The organism is Nonomuraea sp. NPDC050643 (genome assembly GCF_040654715.1).
In the GTDB taxonomy this organism is placed as follows: domain Bacteria; phylum Actinomycetota; class Actinomycetes; order Streptosporangiales; family Streptosporangiaceae; genus Nonomuraea.
On sequence record NZ_JBFAIM010000101.1, the window covers coordinates 1 to 21,828 of the forward strand.

A 21,828-nucleotide genomic window follows, 5' to 3' on the forward strand; every position below is an offset into this window, starting at 1 on the left:
CGCGTCCACGCCGGGATGCCGCTCGCGGTGCCCGGACAGCAGCTCGTCGAGCGACCGTAGCGCCTTCTGCTCGCTCTCCCGGTCGGCCGGCTCGAAGCCGGTGGGGTGGGGCCAGGCCCACGCCTGTACGGCACGTAGCCGCGCGCCCCGCAGCTCGGCCTCGGCGAAGGCGAACTCGAGCGCCCGGGCGGATCCGGCGGAGCCGTCGGTCCCGGCGACCACCTCGCCGCGCGGCGCGGAGGGCCGTTCGTGGACCAGGGCGAGGTTCGTCCGGGCATGCGCCGCCAGGCCGTACGCCACCGACCCCACCAGCAGACCGCGCACGCCGCCGATGCCGCGGCTGCCGACGACCAGCAGCTCGGCCGTCTCCGACGCCTTGATCAGCGCCTGACGCGGGTCGCCGGGCAGCAGGACCCGCTCCACGCGGATCCCCGGCCGCTCATCGCGCGCCCGTTCCTCGGCGTCGGTGAGCACGGTGTTCGCGCCGTCGCGCATCCACTGGGCCACCTCCGCGTAGTGGGCGGGGTGCTCCTCGCACACCCATTTGGGCACGGCGTGCGCCACGGTCAGCGGCGCGTCGCGTATTGCGGCCTCGGTGGCGGCCCAGGCGACGGCCTCCAGGCCGGTCCTGGAGCCGTCGACCCCGACGATGATCACAACTTCAGCTCCTCAGGACAGCGCGTAGCACTCCACCTCGGCCCGCCGGTAGGACAGGCCCTGGTCCGTGGAGTCGCGCGTGCAGGCGCGTTCGGCCTTGCTGAGCTTGAGCGTGCCGCACACGGACACGCCGGAGTAGGTGCGGCAGTCGAGCGTTCTGTCGGTTCTGCCGACGCGGTACATCTCTCTGACCGCCGAACGGCATTTCGCCTTGCCCGTGTCGGAGTAGCGGCACTGGGCGATCAGCGTGTCGTACTGCTCCTGGCCCACTTCGTGCTGCTCGATGCCGTCCCCAGCGGCGGCGGTCGCGCCCGATATGGCCAGCACCACGAGCGCGACTAGAGCGGCGATCTTTTTCATAGTCCCCCTGAAGGGTTCCGTACCGCTCAGGGGGATCGTCAAACATCATCGCCAGGTTTCGGCGGCGGGCACGCGTGGGTACGATCAGCGCCGACCAACGCGGGAGCCCGGTGCGGACCGGGCTGAGAGGACGGCTGACAGCCGCCGACCGCCAGAACCTGCTCCGGGTAATGCCGGCGAAGGGAGTTTGCGCGATGAGCGACGCGCGCTTTTCCAAGATCTACACCGGGGACCTCCGCGTGCCGATGCGTCAGGTGCGGCTGTCCGACGGCTCGGCGGTGACGCTGTACGACACCTCGGGCCCCTACACCGACCCCGCCTTCGAGCCCGACCTCGGTCGTGGCCTGCCGCGCCCGCGCGCCGCGTGGGTGCGCGAGCGTGACGCGGCAGGTCAGCCGGTCACCCAGGTCGGCTGCGCCAGGCGCGGGCTGGTCACCAAGGAGATGGAGTTCGTGGCCGTGCGTGAGGGGGTGAGTCCGGAGTTCGTCCGCGACGAGGTGGCCGCCGGGCGGGCCATCATCCCCGCCAACGTCAACCACCCCGAGTCCGAGCCGATGATCATCGGCTCGAACTTCCTGGTCAAGATAAACGCCAACATCGGTAACTCCGCCGTCAGCTCCTCCATCGAGGAGGAGGTCGAGAAGATGACCTGGGCGACCCGGTGGGGCGCGGACACGATCATGGACCTGTCCACCGGCGCCGACATCCACGAGACCCGCGAATGGATCCTGCGCAACTCGCCCGTACCGGTCGGAACGGTGCCCATCTACCAGGCGCTGGAGAAGGTCAAGGGCCGGCCGGAGGCGCTGTCGTGGGAGGTCTACCGCGACACGCTGATCGAGCAGTGCGAGCAGGGCGTCGACTACGTGACCGTGCACGCGGGGGTACGGCTGGCGTACGTGCCGCTCACCGCCCGCCGCAGGACCGGGATCGTCTCACGCGGGGGCTCGATCATGGCCGCCTGGTGCCTGGCGCACCACCGCGAGAGCTTCCTGTACGAGAACTTCGACGAGATGTGCCGGATCCTCGCCCGCTACGACGTGTCGTTCTCGCTCGGCGACGGGCTGCGTCCCGGCTCGATCGCGGACGCCAACGACGAGGCCCAGTTCGCCGAGCTGCGCACGCTGGGCGAGCTGACCGGGATCGCCCGCCGGCACGACGTCCAGGTCATGATCGAGGGCCCGGGGCACGTGCCCATGCACAAGATCAAGGAGAACGTGGACCTGCAGCGCGAGCTCTGCGACGACGCGCCCTTCTACACGCTCGGCCCGCTCGTGACCGACGTCGCCCCGGGCTACGACCACATCACCTCGGGCATCGGCGCCGCCATGATCGGCTGGTACGGCACCGCCATGCTCTGCTACGTCACCCCCAAGGAGCACCTCGGCCTGCCGGACCGAGACGACGTCAAGACCGGCGTGATCACGTACAAGATCGCGGCCCACGCCGCCGACCTGGCCAAGGGGCACCCGGGGGCGCAGGCGTGGGACGACGCGCTGTCGGACGCGCGGTTCGAGTTCCGCTGGGAGGACCAGTTCGACCTGTCGCTCGACCCCGACACGGCCCGCTCCTTCCACGACGAGACCCTGCCCGCCGCGCCTGCCAAGACCGCGCACTTCTGCTCGATGTGCGGCCCGAAGTTCTGCTCCATGCGGATCAGCCACGACATCCGGGAGGCGGGCTTCGCGGAGAAGGCGGCCGAGTTCAAGCGGCTCGGCGGCACCCTCTACGTCGACTAGCCCGGCAGCGTCTCCCCGCCGATCGGGGCCAGGACCTCGCCCGTGTAGTACGACGACAGCCGCCCGGCGGCGAAGAACACGTACGACGGGGCGATCTCGTCCGGGTCGGCGGGGCGCCCCATGGGCACGTGCTCGCCGAACTTCTCGACCTTCTCCTCGGGCATCGTCGCCGGGATCAGCGGCGTCCACACCGGCCCCGGCGCCACGGCGTTGACCCTGATCCCGCGTTCGACCAGGTTCTGGGCCATGGAGTAGGTGAAGGCGTTGATGGCGCCCTTCGTGGCGGCGTAGTCGATGAGCGACCTGTTGCCGCGCAGACCGTTGATGGAGGAGGTGTTGATGATCGCTGAGCCCTCGTGCATGTGGGGGAGGGCGGCCTTGGTGACGCGGAAGTAGCTGTGGATGTTGACCGCGAACGTCTGCTCCCACTGCTCGTCGGACAATTCCTCCAGGCCGTTCACCGGCTGCTGGTAGGCCACGTTGTTGACCAGGACGTCCAGGCCGCCGAGCTCCGACACGGCCTGCTCGACGACCGAGTAGCAGTGGGCGCGGTCGGCGAGGTCGCCGGGCAGCAGCTCGCAGCGCCGCCCGGCGGCCTCCACCAGCTTGCGCGTGTGCGCGGCGTCCTCGTGCTCGCTCAGGTACGCGATCGCGACGTCGGCCCCCTCCTTGGCGAAGGCGACGGCGACCGCCCTGCCGATGCCCGAGTCGCCCCCGGTGATGAGGGCCTTCTTGTCCTTCAGCAGGTCCCTGCCCTGGTAGTCGCGCATCTCGTCACGCGGCTCGGGGCTCATCCGCCCGGTGTGCCCGGGGTAGGGCTGTGGTGTCTCCGACATGACCGGCGCTCTGCCCTCGATCAGGTACGGCTAACGCCACGGGCCGGCGGTGGCCTACTTGACGAAGCCCCGCGCCCTCAGCCAGTCGCGGGCGACCAGCACCGGCACGCCGCCGTCCACGTCCACCTGCGCGTTGAGCCCGCGGATCACGTCGTCGGTGAGCCTGGCGCTGATGGGGGCGAAGATCCCGGCGATCTCCGGATGGGCGTCGGCGAGCTGCCGCCGCATGGTCACCGCCGCGTTGTAGACGGGGAAGAACTTCCGGTCGTCCTCGAGCAGCACCAGGTCGAGCGCCTCGACGCGGCCGTCCGTCGTGGTCACCATGCCGAGCGTGCACTGCCCGCCGGCGATCGCGCTGTACAGGACGCCGACCGACAGCCGCCGCACGTTGCCCCTGGGGACGTCCTTGCCGTACTCCAGGCCGTAGGCCCTGAGCATGCCGAGGAAGCCGTCGTCCCGGCCGAAGGTCTCGTGGTCGACGCAGAACGTACGGTGCTCGATGGGGATCTTCCTTATGTCGTCGATCGTCTTCAGGCCCCATCTGCCGGCCGTGGCGCGGGTGACGCCGATCGAGTAGCTGTTGTTCAGCGGCGCGGGCGGGAGCCAGACGATGCCGTTCCTGCGCAGGTCGAGGTCGCGTACGGCTTCGTACTGACGTTTCGGGTCGGGGATCGGGCGCGGCTGCCCGAGGTAGGTGATCCAGCCGGTGCCGGTGTACTCCCACATCAGGTCGGCGTCGCCGCGGATCAGGGAGGCGCGGGCGTTCACGCTGCCCTGGACGTTCGTCTGGTCGGACACGTCGGCGCCCGCCGCGGTGAGGGCCAGGACGGCGATCTTGCCGAGGACGAGCTGCTCGGTGAACTCCTTCGACGTCACGCGCACCGTCGTCCCCTTGAGCGAGGGGATGGGACGGATGCTGCCCGGCCCCACGGGCGGCACGAACGACGACGCCGGCCGCAGCCCGCACCCGGCCACCGCCAGCAGCGCGACGAGCAGCACCGCCCTCACGACAGCCCCCTGGGGGCGAGGACGCGCTGCGCGAGCCCGCCCATCCAGTCGATGAGCAGCGCCAGCACCGCGATCAGCACGCACCCGGTGACCAGCACCAGGTTGCGCTGGGTGCTCACGCCCGTGGTGATCAGGTCGCCGAGCCCGCCCGCCCCGATGAACGCCGCGATGCCGGCCGTGCCCACGTTCAGCACCAGCGTGGTCCTGACGCCCGACAGGATGACCGGCGCGGCCATCGGCAGCTCGACCCTGAACAGCACCCCGGCCGCCGACATGCCGATGCCCCGCCCGGCGTCGACCAGCCGCTGGTCGACCTGTTCGAGCCCGACCATCGTGTTGCGCAGCGTGGGCAGCAGGCTGTAGGCGAACAGCGCCAGCACCGCCGTCCAGAACCCGATCTGGAGCAGCACCGCGAGCAGCACGACCATGCCGACCGCCGGGGTCGCCTGGCCCAGGTTCGCCAGGGCCAGCACGAACGGCGTGGCCCTGAGCAGCGCGCGCCGGGTGAGCAGGATGCCGAGCGGCACCGCCACCGCCAGCACCAGGACGGTGGAGAAGAACACGAGCTGGATGTGCTCCCATGTGCGTCTGAGGATGAACGTCAGGTTGAGCGAGCCGCTCTCGATGCCGTCGAGCGGCACGGACTGCGTGTAGACCACCATCGCCACGGCCACGGTCAGGTAGCACAGGGGCGGCAGCACGACGTGCCACGACCGCCCGATCCGCGGCTCCGGGTGGGTGGCCTCCTGGGCGGCGGCGCTCTCGACCGTCATCCGCTCTCGCCCCGCCTCAGCCGGCGGCGGCGCTCGCGGTCCTTGATGGCCTGGATCGCGTTCTGCACCGAGCTCAGCGACAGCGCGCCCACGTACACCTGCCGTCGGCCGATCACGGGCACGAGGTCGGTGTCGGCGTTGAGCAGCGCCTCCATGGCCTCCTGCAGCGTCTTCCGGTGCCCGATGGAGGCGGTGACCGGGTCTCCGGCGGCGCCGACCGGGCCGTGCCGCCCTTCGAGGGTCTCGGGGGTGACCCATCTGAGCGGCCGCCGCATGCCGTCGGCGATCACGGCGTACCCGTGGCCGTCGCGTTCGAGCCGGGCGAGCAGGTCCTGGGCGTCGGTGTCCTCGGACGCGTACGGGATCGGGTCGAGGTCGATGTCGCCCACCTTGGTGAGCCGCAGCAGCCGCATCGAGGAGCCGGCGCCCAGGAACTGCTCGACGTACTCGCTGGCGGGGTTCGTCAGGATCTCGGCCGGCTGGGCGTACTGCACGATGTGCCCGGGGCGCTGCATGATCGCGATGTGGTCGCCGATCTTGAGCGCCTCGTCCACGTCGTGGGTGACGAAGACGATCGTCTTGGCCAGGTCGTCCTGGAGGCGGAGCAGCTCGTCCTGGAGGCGTTCGCGGGTGATGGGGTCGAGGGCGCCGAAGGGCTCGTCCATGAGCAGCACGGGTGGGTCGGCGGCCAGCGCCCTGGCCACGCCGACGCGTTGCTGCTGCCCGCCGGAGAGCCGGCGCGGGTAGGCGCCGCGGTACGTCTCCGGCTCCAGGCCCACCAGCGTGAGCAGCTCGTCCACGCGTCCGGCGATCCGGTCGCGGTCCCAGCCGAGCATCTTGGGGACCTGGGCGATGTTCGCGGCCACCGTCATGTGGGGGAAGAGCCCGGCCTGCTGGATGACGTAGCCGATGTGGCGTCTGAGCCGGTCGGGGTCGATGTCGTGGGAGTTGCGGCCACCGATGAGAATGTCGCCGGAGGTGGGCTCGTCCAGCCGGTTGATCATGCGCATGGTGGTGGTCTTGCCGCAGCCCGAGGGCCCGAGCAGCACGACGATCTCGCCGGCGGGGATGTTCAGGTCCAGCTCCTGTACGGCCGGGTCGCCGCCGCCCGGGAACCGTTTGGTCACCTTCCGCAGCTCGATCGGTACGCCGCCGGTGGCCGGCTCAGCCACGGCCGGCCGCCGGTCGTGCGCCGGGGGTGGTGAACCTGCCGAGCAGGACGAAGAAGCCGTCGAAGACGAGCGCGAGCAGCGCCACCCCGATCGTCCCGGTGAGCGTGGCGTTGATCGCGTTCGCGCCGCCCAGCCGGGCCAGCCCGGAGAAGATCTGCTCACCCAGGCCGGGGCCGGAGACGTACGCGGCCACGGCCCCGATGCCCATGGCGAGCTGGGTGGAGACCCTGATCCCCGTGAGGATGACGGGCCAGGCCAGCGGCAGCTCGACCCTGGTCAGCGACCTGCTCCGGCTCATCCCGATGCCGCGGGCGGCGTCCACCAGCGTCGCGTCCACGCCGCGCAGGCCGACGACGGTGTTGCGGATGATGGGGAGCAGGGCGTACAGGACGATGGCGGTCACGCTCGGGGCGACCCCGAGGCCGAGCGGCGGGATCAGCAGGCCGAGCATGGCCAGCGACGGGATCGTGAACAGCACCCCGGCGGCGGACGTGGCGAGCGCGGCCGGTCGCGGGTGGCGGTAGGTGGCCATGCCGACCAGCACGCCGAGCACCGCGGCCACCAGGACACACTGGGCCACCATGCTGGCGTGCTGGACGGTCTCGAAGATGATGAGGTCCCATCGATCCTCGACGTACTCCCACAGGTTCATCACCTGTGGGCATAACCATGCTCGCCAAAAGCAAAACGCCCTGGTCAGCCCAGGTTGAGCAGGCCGGCGTCGACCACGCGCCGGCCGAAGGGGCGGGCCAGCTCGGCCAGGCGCTCACACCCGTCCTCGCCCAGCGCCCGGTACGCCGGCAGGGCCAGCTCGTCGGTGCGGTCCTCCATGCGCTGGCGCAGGGCCTTGCCCTCCGGGCTGAGCGTGTCCCCGTCGAGGAGGCCGCGGCCGCGCAGGCGTTCCTCCGCGGCGGCCCACTCGTCCTCCGGCCAGGCTCGGCTGATCTTGAGGAACGGGGTCGGCACGTCGCCGCCGGCCGCGTGCAGGACCAGGGCCTCCGGCCCGCCGACGCCCTCCGTGAGCAGGGTGGCCACGTGGCCGTCGCCTCTGAACTCGCGCAGCAGGGTCTGGGCGTGCCACAGGCACAGGAGGGGGTCGTCCGGCCAGGGGAGCGTGGCGTGGGCGGCGAACAGCGGGCGGCCCTGCGGGTGCTCGCAGGCGGACTCGGCCGCGCGGCGGGCCAGGTCGAGGGTGGCGTCAAAGTCGGGCAACTCGTGGATCCCGGCCCGGCGCAGGGCCTCGGCGGCGGCGTCGTGGCGGGCCTGGAGGACCTGCTCGGGGGTGACGGTGTCCCAGACGGCGTTCATCGAGCGGCGTACGAGGTCGGGGCAGAAGTTGTAGAACGTGGCGATGACCACGTCGGCGGAGGCGCGGCCGAGAGGGGCGCTACGGGAGGCGAAATATCCGGACCTGCCGGTCAGGCCCAGCTCGGAGTAGCGTCTGGTGGCCTCGGGGACGAAATAGATCATGCCGTGCAGGGGCTCCAGGCGGCGCCAGGCTCGGCGGGCTGCGGCTTTCATGGTCACGCCTCCAGGGAGTCGACGAAGTGGGACATTCCGGCGAGCCATCGGTCGGGGTCCTCGGCCTTGCGGCGCGCGTACTCCGCCACCTCCGGGTGCGGGAAGATGTGGAACCGCTCCGCGGCCAGGCCCTCGATGACGGACGTGGCCACGTCGGCCGGGTCGAGGATTGCTCCCGAGGCGTTGACGGCCCTGGCGGTCAGGTGGTCCTCCTCGACGCCGCGCTCCAGCATGGCCGTCCGGACGCCCTGCGGGCACAGGACGCTGACCTTGACGCCCTTGCCGGCGTAGTGGATGGCCAGCCACTCGGCGAACGCGACCGCCGCGGCCTTGGTGACCGCGTACGGGGCGTCGCCGGGGCAGCTGATGAGGCCGGCGGCGGAGCAGGTGTTGAGGAGGTAGCCGCCGCCTCGGGCGACCATGGAGGGGACGACGGCGCGGGCGGCGTACACGTGGGCCATGACGTTGACGGCGTACAGGCTGCTCCACTCCTGGTCGGAGGCGTCGAGGCCGTGGCCGCCGATGATGCCGGCGTTGGAGCAGAACAGGTCGACGGGGCCGAACGGGGTGTCGGCGAGCGCCGCCACCTGCGCCTCCGACGCGACGTCCACCTGTACGTGCACCGCGCGGTCGCCGATCTCCTTGGCCACCGCGGCGGCGCCCGCCTCGTCGAGGTCGGCGACGACCACTCCGGCCGCGCCCTCCGCGGCGAACCTGAGGGCGAGCGCGCGTCCGATTCCGCCGGCCGCGCCCGTGACGACGACGACCTTGTCCTGTATCCGCATGGGCGTCCCTCCTGGAATTAGAACGTTATTCTACTGCGGAGGGACGAGATCAGATGAGAGGTTTCTCATCTGTGCTTCAGCGTGGTCTCCTCGAAAGGCGTCAGGGTCTACCTCATGAAACATCGGGGAACGGTGATCCTCCTCGTCCTTGGGGCGGCAGTGGCGGGGTTCCTGTCGGTGGGCCTGGTGCGGGCGGCCGAGGAGGAGCCCGATCTGGGCGGGCCGGTCGTGGTGTCGTCGTCTCCCGAGCCGAGCGGGCGGGCCGCGTCCGAGCCGGTGCGCTCGGGAGAGCCCACCGCGGGGCGGCCGGAGGCCGGGGCCGGTTCACCCGGCGGGAGCGGCGAGCCCACCAGGCGTGGTGAGCCCGCGCAGAGCAGTGAGCCCGCCCAGAGCAGTGAGCCCGTCCAGAGTGGTGAGCCCGTCCAGAGCGTGCGGCCGACGCCGCGCAAGACGAAGGCCGAGCCGGTCAAGCCGCCCTCCCCGCGGCCCGGCGGCGCCGGTGACGATGACGACGACGATGATGGTGGCGGAGATGACGATGACTGATGGGGAGGTCGCATGAGGGTGAGCGCCCGTGCCCGGATCGTGGGCTGGATGCTCGCCGTCGTCGGTCTCGCCCTGTCCGTCTCGATCTTCGCGACCTGGACCATCCTGCTCACCCGGCTCGACGACCGGATGCAGTCCGAGCGCGCCAACGAGGTGCAGAAGCTGCGGCGCTACGCCGCGACCGCGCTCGATCCGCAGACCGGGCGCCCGGTCACCGACGTCCAGGAGCTGATGACCGGATACCTCGCGCTCAACCTGCCCGACCGATGGGAGACCTTCCTCACCATCGTCGGGGGCGAGGTGGACAAGATCCCCGGGGTTCCGCCGCCCGTGCCCATCGACACCGACCACGCGCTGATCGCCCGGATGGCCGCGGCCACCCGGGTGGAGCGCGCCGAGTTCGAGACCGCCAAGGGAACGGTCCACTACACGGTGATCCCGGTCACCGTGGCCGGCGACGCCCGTCCCGGGCATTTCGTCGTGGCCCACTTCTACGACCTGCACCGTGACGAGATCGTCGACGCGGTGCGGGTCCTCGGGCTGTCCGCGCTGGCGGCGATGGGGCTGGCAGGCACGGCCGGCTGGTTCGTGGCGGGGCAGGTGCTGGCGCCGGTCCGGCTGGTCCGCCAGACCGCCGAGCAGATCAGCGACTCCACCGACCTGACGCGCCGGCTCGACGTGCCGGGCGACGACGACGTGGCGGCGCTCGCGGCGACGTTCAACCACATGCTCGACCGGCTCGAGCAGGCCTTCGTCGTGCAGCGGCACTTCATGGACGACGCCGGGCACGAGCTGCGCACACCGATCACGGTCATCCGCGGCCACCTCGAGCTGATGGGCGACGATCCTGACGAGCGCGCCGACACCCTCGCCCTGGTCACCGACGAGCTCGACCGAATGAACCGCATCGTCGACGACCTGCTCACCCTGGCCAAGTCCGAGCAGCCCGGGTTCCTGGCGCTCGACCACGTCGAGCTGGCCGACCTCACGGTCAGCGTGGTCGCCAAGGCGCGCGCCCTCGGTGAGCGGCGGTGGCGGGTCGACGAGGTGGCCGAGGCCCGGCTGCCGGCCGACCGCCAGCGGCTCACGCAGGCGCTCATGCAACTCGTGGCCAACGCCGTGCGCCACACCACCGACGACGACCTGATCGCCGTCGGCTCCGCCGTCCGCGACGGGCGGGTCGAGCTGTGGGTGCGCGACAGCGGGCCCGGGGTCGCGCCCGCGGAGCGCGAGCGGATCTTCGGGCGGTTCGTCCGGGGCGCCGGCCGTACGGGCTCCCACGACGGAGCCGGGCTCGGGCTGGCCATCGTCAGATCCATCGCCCAAGCCCATGGAGGCACTGTGCAGGTGACGGAGGCTCCGGGGGGCGGGGCCTGCTTTGTCATGTCTCTTCCGCTGTGGGAGCTGTGGAGGGTGAGTTGAACCGGATTCTGATCGCCGAAGACGAGGCCAGGATCGCTTCGTTCGTGGAGAAGGGGCTGCGGGCCAACGGGTTCGTGACCGCCGTGGTGGGAGACGGGGTCGCGGCCTACGACCTGGCCAGCGCGGGCGGGTTCGACCTGCTCATCCTGGACATCGGGCTGCCGCTGAGCGACGGCTTCACGGTGCTGCGGCGGTTGCGCGGGTCCATGGTGTCCATCCCGGTGATCATCCTGACCGCGCGCGACAGCGTGAGCGACACCGTGGCCGGGCTGGAGGGTGGCGCCGACGACTACATCGCCAAGCCCTTCGCCTTCGAGGAGCTCCTGGCCCGGGTGCGGCTGCGGCTGCGGGCCGACCGCACGCCCGAGGTCACCGTGCTGCGGGTGTCGGACCTGTCGCTCGACCTGCGCACCCGGCGCGCCTATGTCGGAGATCGGGCGGTCGACCTGTCCACCAGGGAGTTCGCCCTGGCGGAGATCTTCTGCCGCCATCCCGACCAGGTCCTGACGCGCGAGCAGCTGCTCAGCCACGTGTGGGGGTTCGACTTCGACCCCGGCTCCAACGTGGTCGACGTCTACGTCCGCTACCTGCGGCGCAAGATCGGCGCCGACCGGATCGAGACCGTCAGGGGCACCGGCTATCGCATGAGAGTCGCCTAATCATCAGCTCACCGTCGCTTCACTCCGTTCCTGGAGGCTGTTCATCAAGAACACTACGGAAGGAACGGTCTTGGTAACCGGACTGGTGATGGATCTCGTGGCGATCATCGTGCTCGCCTACGGCCTCTACTATCGGCGGCATCATCGGCGCGACCTGCTGTTCGCCTATGTCGCGCTCAACGTGGGGATCTTCGCGGTGGTGTCGCTGCTGCTGGTGCAGCGGGTCGACATCGCCGTGGGCTTCGGGCTGTTCGGCGTGTTGTCGATCATCCGGCTCCGCTCCAGTGAGATCACCCAGCAGGAGATCGCCTACTACTTCGTCGCCATCGTGCTGGGGCTGGTCAACGGCATCGCGGGGGCGTGGCCGATGACCGCACTGCTGCTGAACGGGGTGCTGCTGGGCGTGATGTTCATCGCCGACCACCCCGGCCTGCTCGGCCGCACCCGGCACCAGCTCGTGACACTGGACGTCGTGCACGCCGACCCAGACCTGCTGCGGGTGGACCTGGAGAGCCGGTTGCGGGCCCGGGTGCTGCACTGCGTGGTCACCCAGATCGACTACGTACGCGACGTGACCGTGGTCGACGTGCGCTATGTGGTGCCGAACCCGCGCGTGGGGGTGCGATGAACACCGGTCCCGCCAATGACGGCACGACCCGGCCTTATGCGGTCGACCGGGGCGTCGACCGGGGCGTCGACTGGGGCGGAGGCGGAAACGAGCCCTGTGGGGGTGGCAGGAGAGGCGAGGTCTATGCGGGCGGCAGGGGAAGCGAGTCCTCCGCGGCTGGCGGGAGAGGTGAGTCCCACGCGGATGGCAGGGGTGGGGCCTATGCGGACGCGTTGCTCGCCGGGGTGGCTGCGGCGGCGCCGGCGATCGGGTTGGAGGACGTGCCGGAGTTGATGAGCCGGGTCGACTGCAAATACCTCGTCACGGCCTCGACCATGGCCAGGCTGGCGGCGGAGCTCGGTGATCGGTTCTGCGCGTTGCGGATCGGGGGGCTGCGGCAGTTCCGCTACAGCTCCACCTACTTCGACACGCCTGAGCTGCTCACCTTCCATCAGCATCGGCAGGATCGGCGGCGCAGGTTCAAGGTGCGGACCCGTACTTACCTGGACGGGGGCGGGCGGTGGCTCGAGCTCAAGCTCAGCGGCGCACGCGGCCTCACCGACAAACACCGCATCCCCTACGACGACGCCCCCGGCCACACGCTCACCCCGTCGGCGCTCGACTTCGTCCGCGACACCTTGCTCGGCGAGCTGCGCCTCATCGCCCCCGAGACGCTGGGGCCGGTGCTGTCCACGGACTACAAACGGGTGACGCTCATCGACCACTCCGGCGGGGCCCGGCTCACCTGCGACACCGGCCTGCTGTTCCGCGACGATCGGCGCAGCACTCCCGCCCGTGGCGATCTGGTGCTGCTGGAGTCGAAGTCGGTCGACGGCCGGGCCGAGGTCGACAAGGTGCTGCGCCGCCTGGGTGTGCGACCGGTCAACGTGAGCAAATACTGCCTCGCGGTGGCCGCCCTGCACGCCCTGCCCGCCAATCGCTGGCACCCGGTCCTGCAACGCTACCTGACCCACCAGCCGACGCCCCGGCATCGCCAGACCCGGCCAGGACGCTCAGGGCCTGTCGTTCCCGGTTGCTGGGGAGGGCGGTCGTAGGCGTGGCGGAGCGCGTTCCGGTTGCCGAGAGGGTCGTCGTTTCCAGCGGCGGAACGCTCTGGTGGTTGGAGGGTCGTCGTTTCCGGTGGCGGAACGCTCTGGTTGCTGGAGCGGTGGTCGCTTCCAGTGACGGGAGGCTTGCGGTTGCCGGGGTCGGAGGCGGGGCGTCGTGGCCGCTGGGAGGGGAGGGGGTTCGGTGGTGGAGTGGTTTGGCCGTGGGGTGGGAGGGCGTTTTGGTGAACGTTCCGGTTGCGGGGAGGCGGATCGGTTGGGTGGGGCGTTCCGGTTGAGGGGAGGGAGGTTGGTTTGGTGGAGGGTTGCGGTTGCTGGGGTCGGAGGTGGCGCCTTCCGGTTGTGGGGTGAGTGGATCGCCGTTGGGTGGCCGGGGCGGTCGGGCTTGCTCGGGGGCGTGGGGGCGGGCGAACCACCCGGTTGAGCTGCGGGAACTCGACATGGGGGCGGTGTGGTGATAGTCAGGGAATTGACCTGCGAATATGGGTGGTGATTTCTTTGGGAGCCTTTGGGGGGTTTTCTGAGACGCGCCGCTTGCGGCTAAAAGGGATAATTCCTCATGCTTGAGCGCATTCATGAGATAACAGGCGACTTGCTGAGTGCGGATGAGTATCTCGACGACTTTTGGCCGAACTTTCGGAATATCGATGATGTGTTCTGGAAGCTTGAGCGGATTCAGAGCTTTCGGGAGGCCGGCGAGGCGAGCTGGGTCGCGATGATGGAGGGAGACTGGGAGCGGTCTCTCAAGCTGATCGGCGACGGGCGGGGTGCGTCGAACGAGAGGGAGGGCTTCGTTCGCCGGCGGATTCGGGTGGTGGAGGAGCCCGTCACGCCCTACCTGCAGTGGGAGATGCACGTGCTGGCCCTGCGGGTGGTGACCGCTGAGCAGGTGCGGGTGCTCGACGCCGGTGAGGTGGCCGAGCTCGAGGTCGGCCGGCGTCTGCCTGAGCTGGTGGTGCTGGGCACTTCGGTCATGTACGAGGTGACGTACGACGCCTCGGGCACGCACAACGGGGCGCGGCGGATCGACGACCGGGACGTGATCGCGGCCTGCCGGGGTGAGCTGGACAAGCTGTTCTCTGTCGGGGAGGACTTCCAGGCTTACTACGAGCGTGAGATCGTGCCGTTGCCCTCTCCGAGGTGGCCCGCCGCGCCCACGGGTTCACCAGCACCGATCGCGCTGACTTCAGATGATCGAGGTCCGGCTTCCGGGCGGCGTGCCTCCACCGCGTACCAGGGGCGAACCGGTTCACCGTCTTCCGACCCGGCAGCCCCTCCGAGCGCTGCGGGATCATGATCGCCGCCACGGTCAGCGGGGCGCCGACCTGCGGCCGTTCGCGGGGAGCAGCTCATCGGGGGAAGGGTTACGGCACCTGCGGTGCGGCGTGGCGTAGAACGCGTTCGGTTGCGGTCGGTTCCTGGCGAAACTCGCGGTGGGGATGGTGTTCCGTGAGATGGATCAAGAAGCGCCCCGTCGCCTAGGGTGGACACGTGTGGTATGCGCTTGTCCTCGTTGCCGCGTTCGTCCTTGTCGCGACCGCCGTGGTGGTCGTCGCCCGGCGTAGGTTCGTCGTGGTTCAGGTGAGCGGTGTGAGCATGTGGCCGACGTACGGGCCGGGTGACCGGGTGCTGGTTCGCCGGACCGCCGCGGGTCAGGTGCGGCGCGGCGAAGTGGTGGTGTTCGCGTCGGCGGGACCTTCGGGGTGGGGCACGGGCCCGCTGTCGCCGCCTTGGGCGATCAAGCGGGTGACGGCGCTGGCGGGCGATCCCGTGCCGGCCGACGTGGCGGCGGCGGTGGCGGCGGAGCACGGAGCGGCCGTGCCTGAGGACGCGCTCGTGGTCGTGGGAGACGGCACTTCAAGCGCCGACTCCCGGATATGGGGCTACCTGCCGGCGGACCGGGTGCTCGGCGTGGCCGTACGAAGACTGTCGTCCGGCCCGTCCTCCGCGATGTAGGCCCGGGGTGTCGGCTGGGCCATAGTCCGGGGTGTCGGCCGAGGTGCTGGCTGGGCCGTTGGGTGGGCCGCCGGTTGAAGAGTTGGTTGAGGTGTCGGTGGGGTTGTCGGGCGCAAGGTTGGCTGGGGTGTTGGCGCGTGATGGTGGCTGGGGTGTTGGTTGGGTTGTTTGGTTAAGTGGTGGTTGTTTTGTCTGGGGGGTTGGGTGGGGATTCGTTTGAGTTGGTGGATGGGCCGTTCTCTATACCGTTGGTTGGGGTGGTGGGTTCGTAGCCGCTGGCTTGCAGGGTGAAGAGGCGGGCGTACTCGCCGCCCGACGCCATGAGTTCCTTGTGGGTGCCGCGTTCGGTGATGTGCCCGTCGCTCAGCACCACGATGAGGTCGGCGTCCCGTACGGTGCCGAGCCGGTGTGAGATGAGCACGCTTGTCCGGTCGCCCCGGTAGCGGCGCAGGCTGGTGTGCACCTCGTGTTCCGCCTCGGCGTCGAGGCCCGAGCTGGGCTCGTCCAGGATGAGCAGGTCCTGGCGTCGCCGCATGAACGCGCGGGCCAGGGCCAGGCGTTGCCACTGCCCGCCGGAAAGGGCGACGCCCGCCTGCTCGTCGCGGTCGCCGAAGATGCGGCTCAGCATGGTGTCGTATCCGCGCGGCAGCGCGGCGACCGCATCGTGGATGCCCGCCTGGCGGGCTGATTCGTGGACGCGCTCCTGGTCGCCGGCGGTCGTCAGGTCGCCGAGCACGATGTTCTCGGCGGCGGTGAGGTCGTACTCCATGTAGTCCTGGAACACCGCGCCGATCCGGCCGCGCAGGTCGGCCGGGCTCGTGTCGCGCAGGTCCACGCCGTCCCAGGTGATCTGCCCGCGTGGCGGGTCGTACATTCGGCACAGCAGTTTGACCAGCGTGCTCTTGCCCGCGCCGTTCACCCCGACGAGGGCCACCGTGCGGCCGTACGGGATGAACAGATCCACCCCGCGCAGGATCCACGGGTGCTCCTCGCTGTAGCGGAACCACACGTCGCGTAGTTCGATCCCGTCGCGCAGCGCGGGCAGTTGGGTGGGTTCGGCCGGGACGGGCAGGTCGGGCTCGGCCTCGACGACGGCCGTGTAGTGCCCGAACATCAGCAGCGCGTTGTGCGCGCCCGCCCACTGGCTGACGATCATGGTCAGTGCCGCCTGCACGCCCGCGACGGCGGCGACGAACACCGTCACGTCGCCCACGCTGATGGCTCCGGAGGCCGCGCTCAGGATGGCCCACAGCAGCCCGCCGGCCGCCACGACACTGCCGAGCAGCGCCATCACGCCCTGGCTGCGCAGGGTCCGGCGGTCGATGTCCCGTTCGGCGCCGTTGATGCCGCGCACCTCGTCGAGCATCCGGGTACGCAGGTAGTCGCCCAGGCCGAACAACCGCACCTCCTTGGCCGCCTCCGGCCTGGTGAGCAGGTCGCCGAAGAACACCTGGCGGCGCATGGCGGGGGTGACGTCCCACATCACCTCGGCCCGCTCCCGGCTGAGCATGAGCTCGATGCGGACCGAGGGCAGGGCGGCGATGACGATGACGGCCACCATGACCGGGTTGACGGCGAACAGTGTGACGACGAAACCCACGAAGGTGATGATCGCCTGACCGATCGCCAGCGCGCCGACGACCAGGCGGTCCGGGGCGTTATGGCTCGACTCGTACGCCAGCCGGAGCGTGTCGTGGAAACCCGGGTTCTCGAAGCGGCTGAGCCCCGGATGGGCGTTGACGGCCCGGAACAGCCGGTCGTAGATCAGCAGGCGGAGCGACCTGCGCAACTGCGCCTGCACGTACGCCGACACGTGCGGCAGCACGATGACCGCCAGGCCGGCGGCGGCGAGCCCGCCGGCCAGCGGTACCAGGGCGGCGAACCCGTCACCCCTGGTGAGCGCGTCGAGGACCAGCTTCATCAGCCAGGCGGTCGCGACCGGTGCCACACCGGTGAAGAGGCCGAGGACGGTCGCGCCGACGGCGGCCATCGGATGAGCCGTCCAGGCGAGGGCCGCGGCGACCCGGACCCGCCCGAGAGTGGAGTTCGCCATGCCGGTCAGACGTTCGCGGAGATCGGGAGCTCGTCCAGGGACTGCGCCGACACGGTCACGACGCCCTCGCCGTCCACGAGGTAGAAGCCGGGGAACGGCGGGCGCCGGAAGGCCGCGTACACGGGGCCGTCGCGGTCCTCGACGACCACGGTCGCGATGGGGGCGAGCGCGGTCGTGAACGTCTCCCGCTTCGGCCCGTCGCCCACGACCAGCGCCATGACGCGCTCACGGCCCAGGTGGCGGACCCGCGCGGCGAACTCGGGCAGGTGCTCGTCGCAGGCCGAGCAGTCGGTGGAGAACATCCCGACGACGATCGCTCCGTCGCTGTCGCTGTCGCCGGTGCCGACGCTGAACGTGGCGCGGGTGACGGCGGTGCCGGTGGTGTCCGTGGCGGTGAACTCCGGCAGCTTCGTGCCCGGTGGGGTGAAGGGGGGCGGCATGGCCACGTTCCGCAGGGCGTTCGCGTGCTCGCGGAGGCGGCGGATCACGGCCAGCAGCAGGAACAGGTTGACGACGCTCAGCAGGCCGACGAAGACGACGGCGGCCACGAGAAAGGACATCGGCGTCCCTAACGGTTCAGCAGGCGGGAGGCGGAGGACGGGGGGATGGGGGCGGAGGATGCGCTGGGGCTGCGGCGCACGGGTCAGGGACGGTGGGGTGGGGCTGCGGCATCCAGGTCAGGGGGTGGACGGTGAGGTGGGGCGCGGGACACGGGTCAGCAGCCGGGGGTGGAAGGTGGGGCGGGGCCGCGCGTTTGTGGACCTCCCGGCGAGGTCGCCACGTCTGTGGCGGTTGCCGCGATCAGGCCGGGAATCCGTACGAGGTGCCGGTGGTCCGGTCGCGCCGGCGGTGTGCTGAAGCGGACGTGCAGAAGCGGTTCGGGAGCACGAGGCGGTTCGGGAGCACGAGCGCGGCGCGTACAGGGGCCAGGGGTACGGCAAGCGGCCGGGACCAGCCCGGCCGCTTGCCGTGCGCTTCACCGTCAGCAGCACATCGGCGGCCCACCCCACGGCGACCAGGGAGGCGATTCCCAGGGTGCGGCGGGTGGCCGGCGCGACGTGCTCCATGCGGCCTGGCCGCTCAGTTCAGGCTCAGATGCCGCAGTACGTCTTGCCGGCGATGATGCAGCACCTGGTGCCCCACTGGTTCCAGAAGCACACGTCGGCCTCGGCCGTGGCGCTGGGCAGGAGCCTGTTGAGCAGTCGGTCACTCATCTTGTTGAGGGCACGGAACATAGGGGTCCTCCTCTATCGTGCGAACCGGCGATGGGGGGTGCCGGTGAAGCCGACATGCGCGATTTGGGTGATCATCGCTGCCGACACGTGGACAATAACCGCTGACGATCAACGGGTGTAAGCCTGCGGGACTGGCATCAAGCTGCATGACCGTGCAGTTTGATGCCAGTTCGCGTACCTGCACTGCGTTGGCCCCCTTCGCTACGTTCGGAGCCATATGAGCTTCAACAGCCTCGGACTCACGGCACTCGACGAGACCGTGTACCGTGACCTCCTGCGCGGCTGCGAGACGACCGCGGGCGACCCTGACCGGTTGCGAGCGGCGATGGAGCGGCTCGCGGCGCTCGACCTCGTACAACTCGATCCGGACGGTCGGCCCGTCGCCGTCGAGCCGGAGATCGGGATCAGCCGCCTGATCAGGCGGCGGCTGCTGGAGACGTGCGCCGAGCAGCGCCGCATCTCGGCCGCCTGGGAGACGCTGCACCTGCTGAGCACGCAGCACTGCGAGCCCGACCACACGGTCACGATCGAGCGGATCGACGGCAGCGACCGGATCAGCGAACGGATCTGGTCCCTGACGCTCGACGCGCGCGAGGTGCTGGCCGTGCAGTCCGAACGGCCACGCCCGCGCCCCAACCCCGAACGGCTGTCCGCCTACCTGCAGCGGCTCAGCGAGGGCGTCCGATGGCGCACCATCATCTCCAGGAAGAGCGTGCTCGACCCGGTGCACATGGAGTTCTGCCTCACGCTGCACCGCGCCGGCGACCTGCACCGTCTCGTCGACGACCCTCCTCGGCAGATGGTCATCGTGGACCGTTCGGTGGCCTTCATCCGCAGCACATCGGAGGAGGGCGACCAGAGCGCCCTGATGATCTGCCAGGTGGGGGTCGTCGCGACGATGGTGGACCTGTTCGAGCGGGTGTGGGCGCAGGCGGCCGACCTCGAACCCCGCCCCACGCCCGGCCTGACCCCCCGGGAGCGGCAGGTGCTGCACCTGCTGTCCAGCAGCGACAAGGACGAGATCGCGGCCAGGGAGATGGGGGTGAGCCTGCGGACCTACCGGCGGCACGTGGCGGAGCTGCTCGACCGGCTCGGCGCCGCGAACCGCTTCCAGGGGGCGCTGCTCGCCAAGCGGCAGGGCTGGCTCTGAGCCCCCGGCACCGCCCCACTCGCCGCGGCCGGCCCTGACGCAGGCGGAGTGGATCGACCGCCTACAGGGGCAGGCCGCCGGTGGCGGAGCTGGTCGAGCCGGTGGCCTGGTAGGCGGCGATGGTGCGTTCGGCGATGCGCATCTGGTGGATCTCGTCGGCGCCGTCGGCGAAGCGGGCCCAGCGGGCGTGCTGGAACATGTCGGCCAGCGGCGTGTCCGTCGAGTAGCCGAGGGCGCCGTGCACCTGGATGGCCCGGTCCACGATGCGGTTGAGGCTGTTGGCGACGAAGTGCTTGGCCATGGATACTTCCGTACGGAAATCTTCGCCCTTGTCGATTTTCGAGGCGGCGTGGAGGACCATCAGCTTGCACTGATAGAGCTCCATGGCCGAGTCGGCGATCATCCACTGGATGCCCTGCTTCTCGGCCAGCAGGGAGCCGTGGCTGTAGCGGTTGAGCGCGCGGTCGACCATCATGTCCAGGGCCGTCTCCGCCTGCGAGATCCAGCGCATGCAGTGGGCCAGGCGGGCCGGGCCCAGGCGGTACTGGCCCAGGCGGTGGCCGTTGCCGCGGCCGCCGAGGATCTGGTCGTCGCTCAGGCGCAGGTTCTTGATGACGATCTCGCTGTGGCCCGTGGAGCCGTGCATCGTCTCCACCTCTCGCACGTCGATCCAGCCCGGGTTGGGCAGGTCCACGAGGAACGCGGTGTTGGCGCCGCGCGAGCCTTCCGGGACGTCCTGCTCGGTCCTGGCGATGAGGATGGCGAAGTTGGCGCGGCGGGCGTTGGAGATGAACCACTTGTGCCCGTTGACCACCCATTCGTCCCCGTCGCGGACGGCCTCGGTGCGGATCAAGGTGGGGTCGGAGCCCGCCACTTCAGGCTCTGTCATGGCGAAGCAGGACATCTGGTGGCCATCGAGGAGAGGACGCAGGTATTTCTCCTTCTGCTCGTCCGTCGCCCAATGCAGGAGGGTGTGCATGTTGCCCTCGTCGGGCGCGCTGCAGTTCAGCACCCACGGTCCGACGCGGGTCTTCGCCGCCTCCGACTGCACCATGGCCAGCTCCACGTGGCCCAAGCCCATGCCGCCCCATTCCTTCGGCATGTGGGGCAGCCACAGGCCCTCCGCCCTGGCCTCCGAACGGAGCCGGAAGATCGTGCGGAGGTATTCGTCGCGGTCGTCCTCCTTCAGCTTCTCCATGGCCGGGATGACCGTGCCCTGGATGAAGGCCCGGACCCGCTTGCGGATCTCCTCGTGCTCCGGGGCGAGGGTGAAATCGATGGCCATGGTTCTCCTTAGATCGAATCGGTGACGGACGGGTAGTGGCAGGCCAGCCAGTGGTCCGCGCCCACGCGCCTGATCTGGGGCTCTTCCTCGGCGCAGCGGGCCGCCGCCCTCGGGCAGCGGGTACGGAAGCGGCACCCCGTGGGCGGGTCGACCGGCGAAGGGGGCTCGCCGCTGATCAACGTGTCGGCCGGGGGAAGGTCGAGGCCGCCGCCCGGGATCGAGGCGATCAGAGCCCGCGTGTACGGGTGCGCCGGCCGGCCGATCAGCTCCGCACTCGGCGCCAGCTCGCACACCTTGCCCAGGTACATGACCAGGATGCGGTCACTGACGTTCTTGACCACGGCCAGGTCGTGGGCGATGAAGACGAGCGTGAGCCGGTAGCGGGCCTTGAGGTCCTCCAGCAGGCCGAGGATCTGGGCCTGTACGGAGACGTCCAGCGCCGACACCGGCTCGTCGCAGATCACCACCTCCGGATCCAGGATCAGCGCCCTGGCGATGGAGATGCGCTGGCACTGCCCGCCGGAGAACTCGTGCGGGCGCCGTACCGCCGCCGTCGCCGGGTCGAGCCCGACCGCCTCCAGGACCTCGTCCACGCGGTCGCCGGGAAGGTTCCACACGCGGGGGCCCTCGCCGACGATGTCGCGGACGCGGCGGCGCGGGTTGAGGGAGGAGATGGGATCCTGGAAGATCATTTGGAGGCGGCGGCGGGTCTTGCGCAGGGGCTCGCCGCTCAGGGCGGTCAGCTCCATGCCGTCGAGCCGGACCGAGCCCGAGCGCGGCGGCGGGAGCTGGACGAGGGCCCGGGCGGCGCTCGACTTGCCGCAGCCGGACTCGCCGACGATGCCGAGCGTCTCGCCGCGCGCCAGGTCGAAGCTCACCCCGGACACCGCCCTCACGGTACGGCCGCGGCCTGCGGGGAACTCCACGACCAGATCCTCCACCCTGAGCAGCACCTCGTCACGGTCCCGCAGGTGGGCACTTCCGCTACCGGCCACTT

Annotated in this window: 23 protein-coding genes and 1 riboswitch; of the genes, 9 read left to right on the top strand and 14 right to left on the bottom strand. The window is 70.4% G+C overall.

Annotation, left to right across the window (positions count from 1 at the left end):
• The coding region (locus AB0I15_RS62155) for a universal stress protein (protein WP_358118937.1) at window positions 1–657 on the bottom strand (657 nt) is incomplete at its 3' end.
• A gap of 12 nt (window positions 658–669) precedes the next feature.
• Window positions 670–1,017, bottom strand: a complete 348-nt coding sequence (locus tag AB0I15_RS62160; protein ID WP_358118938.1) for a hypothetical protein — start codon at window positions 1,015–1,017, stop codon at window positions 670–672.
• An 89-nt stretch (window positions 1,018–1,106) separates the two neighbouring features.
• Window positions 1,107–1,219: riboswitch (TPP riboswitch) on the top strand.
• Between AB0I15_RS62160 and thiC the strand changes: the two genes are divergently transcribed.
• The gene (gene thiC / locus AB0I15_RS62165; RefSeq protein ID WP_358118940.1) at window positions 1,212–2,756 is read left to right on the top strand and encodes a phosphomethylpyrimidine synthase ThiC; all 1,545 of its coding nucleotides are present in this window, start codon (window positions 1,212–1,214) and stop codon (window positions 2,754–2,756) included. (Overlaps the previous riboswitch by 8 nt.)
• On the opposite strand, the gene AB0I15_RS62170 is transcribed toward thiC, so the two are convergent.
• The 7 genes from AB0I15_RS62170 to AB0I15_RS62200 are packed head-to-tail and all read right to left on the bottom strand — an operon-like array spanning window position 2,753 to window position 8,851.
• Window positions 2,753–3,592, bottom strand: a complete 840-nt coding sequence (locus tag AB0I15_RS62170; RefSeq protein ID WP_358118942.1) for an SDR family oxidoreductase — start codon at window positions 3,590–3,592, stop codon at window positions 2,753–2,755. The two genes, thiC and AB0I15_RS62170, sit on opposite strands and share 4 nt — an antisense overlap.
• A gap of 54 nt (window positions 3,593–3,646) precedes the next feature.
• The gene (locus AB0I15_RS62175) at window positions 3,647–4,600 is read right to left on the bottom strand and encodes a glycine betaine ABC transporter substrate-binding protein (RefSeq protein ID WP_358118943.1); all 954 of its coding nucleotides are present in this window, start codon (window positions 4,598–4,600) and stop codon (window positions 3,647–3,649) included.
• Complete coding sequence (locus AB0I15_RS62180; protein WP_358118945.1) at window positions 4,597–5,373, bottom strand: ABC transporter permease; 777 nt, start codon at window positions 5,371–5,373, stop codon at window positions 4,597–4,599. Before AB0I15_RS62180 ends, AB0I15_RS62175 begins: the two co-directional genes overlap by 4 nt.
• Window positions 5,370–6,500, bottom strand: coding sequence for an ATP-binding cassette domain-containing protein (locus AB0I15_RS62185; RefSeq protein WP_358118946.1), 1,131 nt, complete (start codon window positions 6,498–6,500; stop codon window positions 5,370–5,372). Before AB0I15_RS62185 ends, AB0I15_RS62180 begins: the two co-directional genes overlap by 4 nt.
• 37 nt (window positions 6,501–6,537) lie before the next feature.
• The gene (locus AB0I15_RS62190; RefSeq protein ID WP_358118948.1) at window positions 6,538–7,197 is read right to left on the bottom strand and encodes an ABC transporter permease; all 660 of its coding nucleotides are present in this window, start codon (window positions 7,195–7,197) and stop codon (window positions 6,538–6,540) included.
• A gap of 44 nt (window positions 7,198–7,241) precedes the next feature.
• A complete protein-coding gene (locus tag AB0I15_RS62195; RefSeq protein WP_358118949.1) occupies window positions 7,242–8,066 on the bottom strand; it encodes a hypothetical protein in 825 nt (274 codons plus the stop codon).
• 2 nt (window positions 8,067–8,068) lie between these two features.
• Entirely contained in the window at window positions 8,069–8,851 is a 783-nt protein-coding gene (locus AB0I15_RS62200; RefSeq protein WP_358118950.1) for an SDR family oxidoreductase, read from the bottom strand.
• A gap of 114 nt (window positions 8,852–8,965) precedes the next feature.
• On the opposite strand from AB0I15_RS62200, the gene AB0I15_RS62205 reads away from it, so the two are divergent.
• The 7 genes from AB0I15_RS62205 (at window position 8,966) to AB0I15_RS62235 (ending at window position 15,108) form a co-directional block, all read left to right on the top strand.
• A complete protein-coding gene (locus AB0I15_RS62205) occupies window positions 8,966–9,397 on the top strand; it encodes a hypothetical protein (RefSeq protein ID WP_358118951.1) in 432 nt (143 codons plus the stop codon).
• Between the two features lie 12 nt (window positions 9,398–9,409).
• Window positions 9,410–10,819, top strand: a complete 1,410-nt coding sequence (locus tag AB0I15_RS62210) for an ATP-binding protein (protein ID WP_358118953.1) — start codon at window positions 9,410–9,412, stop codon at window positions 10,817–10,819.
• Window positions 10,816–11,478, top strand: coding sequence for a response regulator transcription factor (locus AB0I15_RS62215; RefSeq protein WP_358118955.1), 663 nt, complete (start codon window positions 10,816–10,818; stop codon window positions 11,476–11,478). Before AB0I15_RS62210 ends, AB0I15_RS62215 begins: the two co-directional genes overlap by 4 nt.
• A gap of 88 nt (window positions 11,479–11,566) precedes the next feature.
• Window positions 11,567–12,106 (top strand): DUF4956 domain-containing protein, encoded by a 540-nt coding sequence (locus AB0I15_RS62220; RefSeq protein WP_358119000.1) that lies wholly within the window; start codon window positions 11,567–11,569, stop codon window positions 12,104–12,106.
• Window positions 12,107–12,318: 212 nt separating this feature from the next.
• Window positions 12,319–13,140: a polyphosphate polymerase domain-containing protein gene (locus AB0I15_RS62225; protein WP_358118956.1), complete on the top strand. Its 822-nt coding sequence runs from the start codon at window positions 12,319–12,321 to the stop codon at window positions 13,138–13,140.
• Window positions 13,141–13,711: 571 nt separating this feature from the next.
• Window positions 13,712–14,449 carry a DUF6879 family protein gene (locus tag AB0I15_RS62230; RefSeq protein ID WP_358118958.1) on the top strand — a complete coding sequence of 246 codons (738 nt, stop codon included), beginning with the start codon at window positions 13,712–13,714 and terminating at the stop codon, window positions 14,447–14,449.
• Window positions 14,450–14,643: 194 nt separating this feature from the next.
• The gene (locus AB0I15_RS62235) at window positions 14,644–15,108 is read left to right on the top strand and encodes a S26 family signal peptidase (RefSeq protein WP_358118960.1); all 465 of its coding nucleotides are present in this window, start codon (window positions 14,644–14,646) and stop codon (window positions 15,106–15,108) included.
• 172 nt (window positions 15,109–15,280) lie between these two features.
• On the opposite strand, the gene AB0I15_RS62240 is transcribed toward AB0I15_RS62235, so the two are convergent.
• The 3 genes from AB0I15_RS62240 to AB0I15_RS62250 form a co-directional block, all read right to left on the bottom strand.
• On the bottom strand, window positions 15,281–17,161 hold the full coding sequence (locus AB0I15_RS62240) for an ABC transporter ATP-binding protein (RefSeq protein ID WP_358118961.1): 1,881 nt from the start codon (window positions 17,159–17,161) through the stop codon (window positions 15,281–15,283).
• A gap of 5 nt (window positions 17,162–17,166) precedes the next feature.
• The gene (locus tag AB0I15_RS62245) at window positions 17,167–17,721 is read right to left on the bottom strand and encodes a redoxin domain-containing protein (protein ID WP_358118963.1); all 555 of its coding nucleotides are present in this window, start codon (window positions 17,719–17,721) and stop codon (window positions 17,167–17,169) included.
• A 531-nt stretch (window positions 17,722–18,252) separates the two neighbouring features.
• The gene (locus AB0I15_RS62250) at window positions 18,253–18,375 is read right to left on the bottom strand and encodes a hypothetical protein (RefSeq protein ID WP_358118965.1); all 123 of its coding nucleotides are present in this window, start codon (window positions 18,373–18,375) and stop codon (window positions 18,253–18,255) included.
• Window positions 18,376–18,613: 238 nt separating this feature from the next.
• Between AB0I15_RS62250 and AB0I15_RS62255 the strand changes: the two genes are divergently transcribed.
• Entirely contained in the window at window positions 18,614–19,546 is a 933-nt protein-coding gene (locus tag AB0I15_RS62255) for a LuxR C-terminal-related transcriptional regulator (RefSeq protein ID WP_358118966.1), read from the top strand.
• A gap of 61 nt (window positions 19,547–19,607) precedes the next feature.
• On the opposite strand, the gene AB0I15_RS62260 is transcribed toward AB0I15_RS62255, so the two are convergent.
• Both AB0I15_RS62260 and AB0I15_RS62265 read right to left on the bottom strand, forming a co-directional pair.
• Window positions 19,608–20,831 (bottom strand): acyl-CoA dehydrogenase family protein, encoded by a 1,224-nt coding sequence (locus tag AB0I15_RS62260; RefSeq protein ID WP_358118967.1) that lies wholly within the window; start codon window positions 20,829–20,831, stop codon window positions 19,608–19,610.
• Between the two features lie 8 nt (window positions 20,832–20,839).
• The gene (locus AB0I15_RS62265; protein ID WP_358118969.1) at window positions 20,840–21,826 is read right to left on the bottom strand and encodes an oligopeptide/dipeptide ABC transporter ATP-binding protein; all 987 of its coding nucleotides are present in this window, start codon (window positions 21,824–21,826) and stop codon (window positions 20,840–20,842) included.
• Window positions 21,827–21,828 lie beyond the last annotated feature (2 nt).

What these genes read in the sequence shown, in the direction of transcription:
- AB0I15_RS62240 (WP_358118961.1), bottom strand. Translation starts at nt 17,161, where the DNA reads ATGGCGAACTCCACTCTCGGGCGGGTCCGGGTCGCCGCGGCCCTCGCC.
- AB0I15_RS62220 (WP_358119000.1), top strand. Translation starts at nt 11,567, where the DNA reads ATGGATCTCGTGGCGATCATCGTGCTCGCCTACGGCCTCTACTATCGG.
- AB0I15_RS62245 (WP_358118963.1), bottom strand. Translation starts at nt 17,721, where the DNA reads ATGTCCTTTCTCGTGGCCGCCGTCGTCTTCGTCGGCCTGCTGAGCGTC.
- AB0I15_RS62230 (WP_358118958.1), top strand. Translation starts at nt 13,712, where the DNA reads ATGCTTGAGCGCATTCATGAGATAACAGGCGACTTGCTGAGTGCGGAT.
- AB0I15_RS62260 (WP_358118967.1), bottom strand. Translation starts at nt 20,831, where the DNA reads ATGGCCATCGATTTCACCCTCGCCCCGGAGCACGAGGAGATCCGCAAG.
- AB0I15_RS62170 (WP_358118942.1), bottom strand. Translation starts at nt 3,592, where the DNA reads ATGTCGGAGACACCACAGCCCTACCCCGGGCACACCGGGCGGATGAGC.
- thiC (WP_358118940.1), top strand. Translation starts at nt 1,212, where the DNA reads ATGAGCGACGCGCGCTTTTCCAAGATCTACACCGGGGACCTCCGCGTG.
- AB0I15_RS62250 (WP_358118965.1), bottom strand. Translation starts at nt 18,375, where the DNA reads ATGAGTGACCGACTGCTCAACAGGCTCCTGCCCAGCGCCACGGCCGAG.
- AB0I15_RS62210 (WP_358118953.1), top strand. Translation starts at nt 9,410, where the DNA reads ATGAGGGTGAGCGCCCGTGCCCGGATCGTGGGCTGGATGCTCGCCGTC.
- AB0I15_RS62195 (WP_358118949.1), bottom strand. Translation starts at nt 8,066, where the DNA reads ATGAAAGCCGCAGCCCGCCGAGCCTGGCGCCGCCTGGAGCCCCTGCAC.
- AB0I15_RS62180 (WP_358118945.1), bottom strand. Translation starts at nt 5,373, where the DNA reads ATGACGGTCGAGAGCGCCGCCGCCCAGGAGGCCACCCACCCGGAGCCG.
- AB0I15_RS62200 (WP_358118950.1), bottom strand. Translation starts at nt 8,851, where the DNA reads ATGCGGATACAGGACAAGGTCGTCGTCGTCACGGGCGCGGCCGGCGGA.
- AB0I15_RS62205 (WP_358118951.1), top strand. Translation starts at nt 8,966, where the DNA reads ATGAAACATCGGGGAACGGTGATCCTCCTCGTCCTTGGGGCGGCAGTG.
- AB0I15_RS62255 (WP_358118966.1), top strand. Translation starts at nt 18,614, where the DNA reads ATGAGCTTCAACAGCCTCGGACTCACGGCACTCGACGAGACCGTGTAC.
- AB0I15_RS62160 (WP_358118938.1), bottom strand. Translation starts at nt 1,017, where the DNA reads ATGAAAAAGATCGCCGCTCTAGTCGCGCTCGTGGTGCTGGCCATATCG.
- AB0I15_RS62190 (WP_358118948.1), bottom strand. Translation starts at nt 7,197, where the DNA reads ATGAACCTGTGGGAGTACGTCGAGGATCGATGGGACCTCATCATCTTC.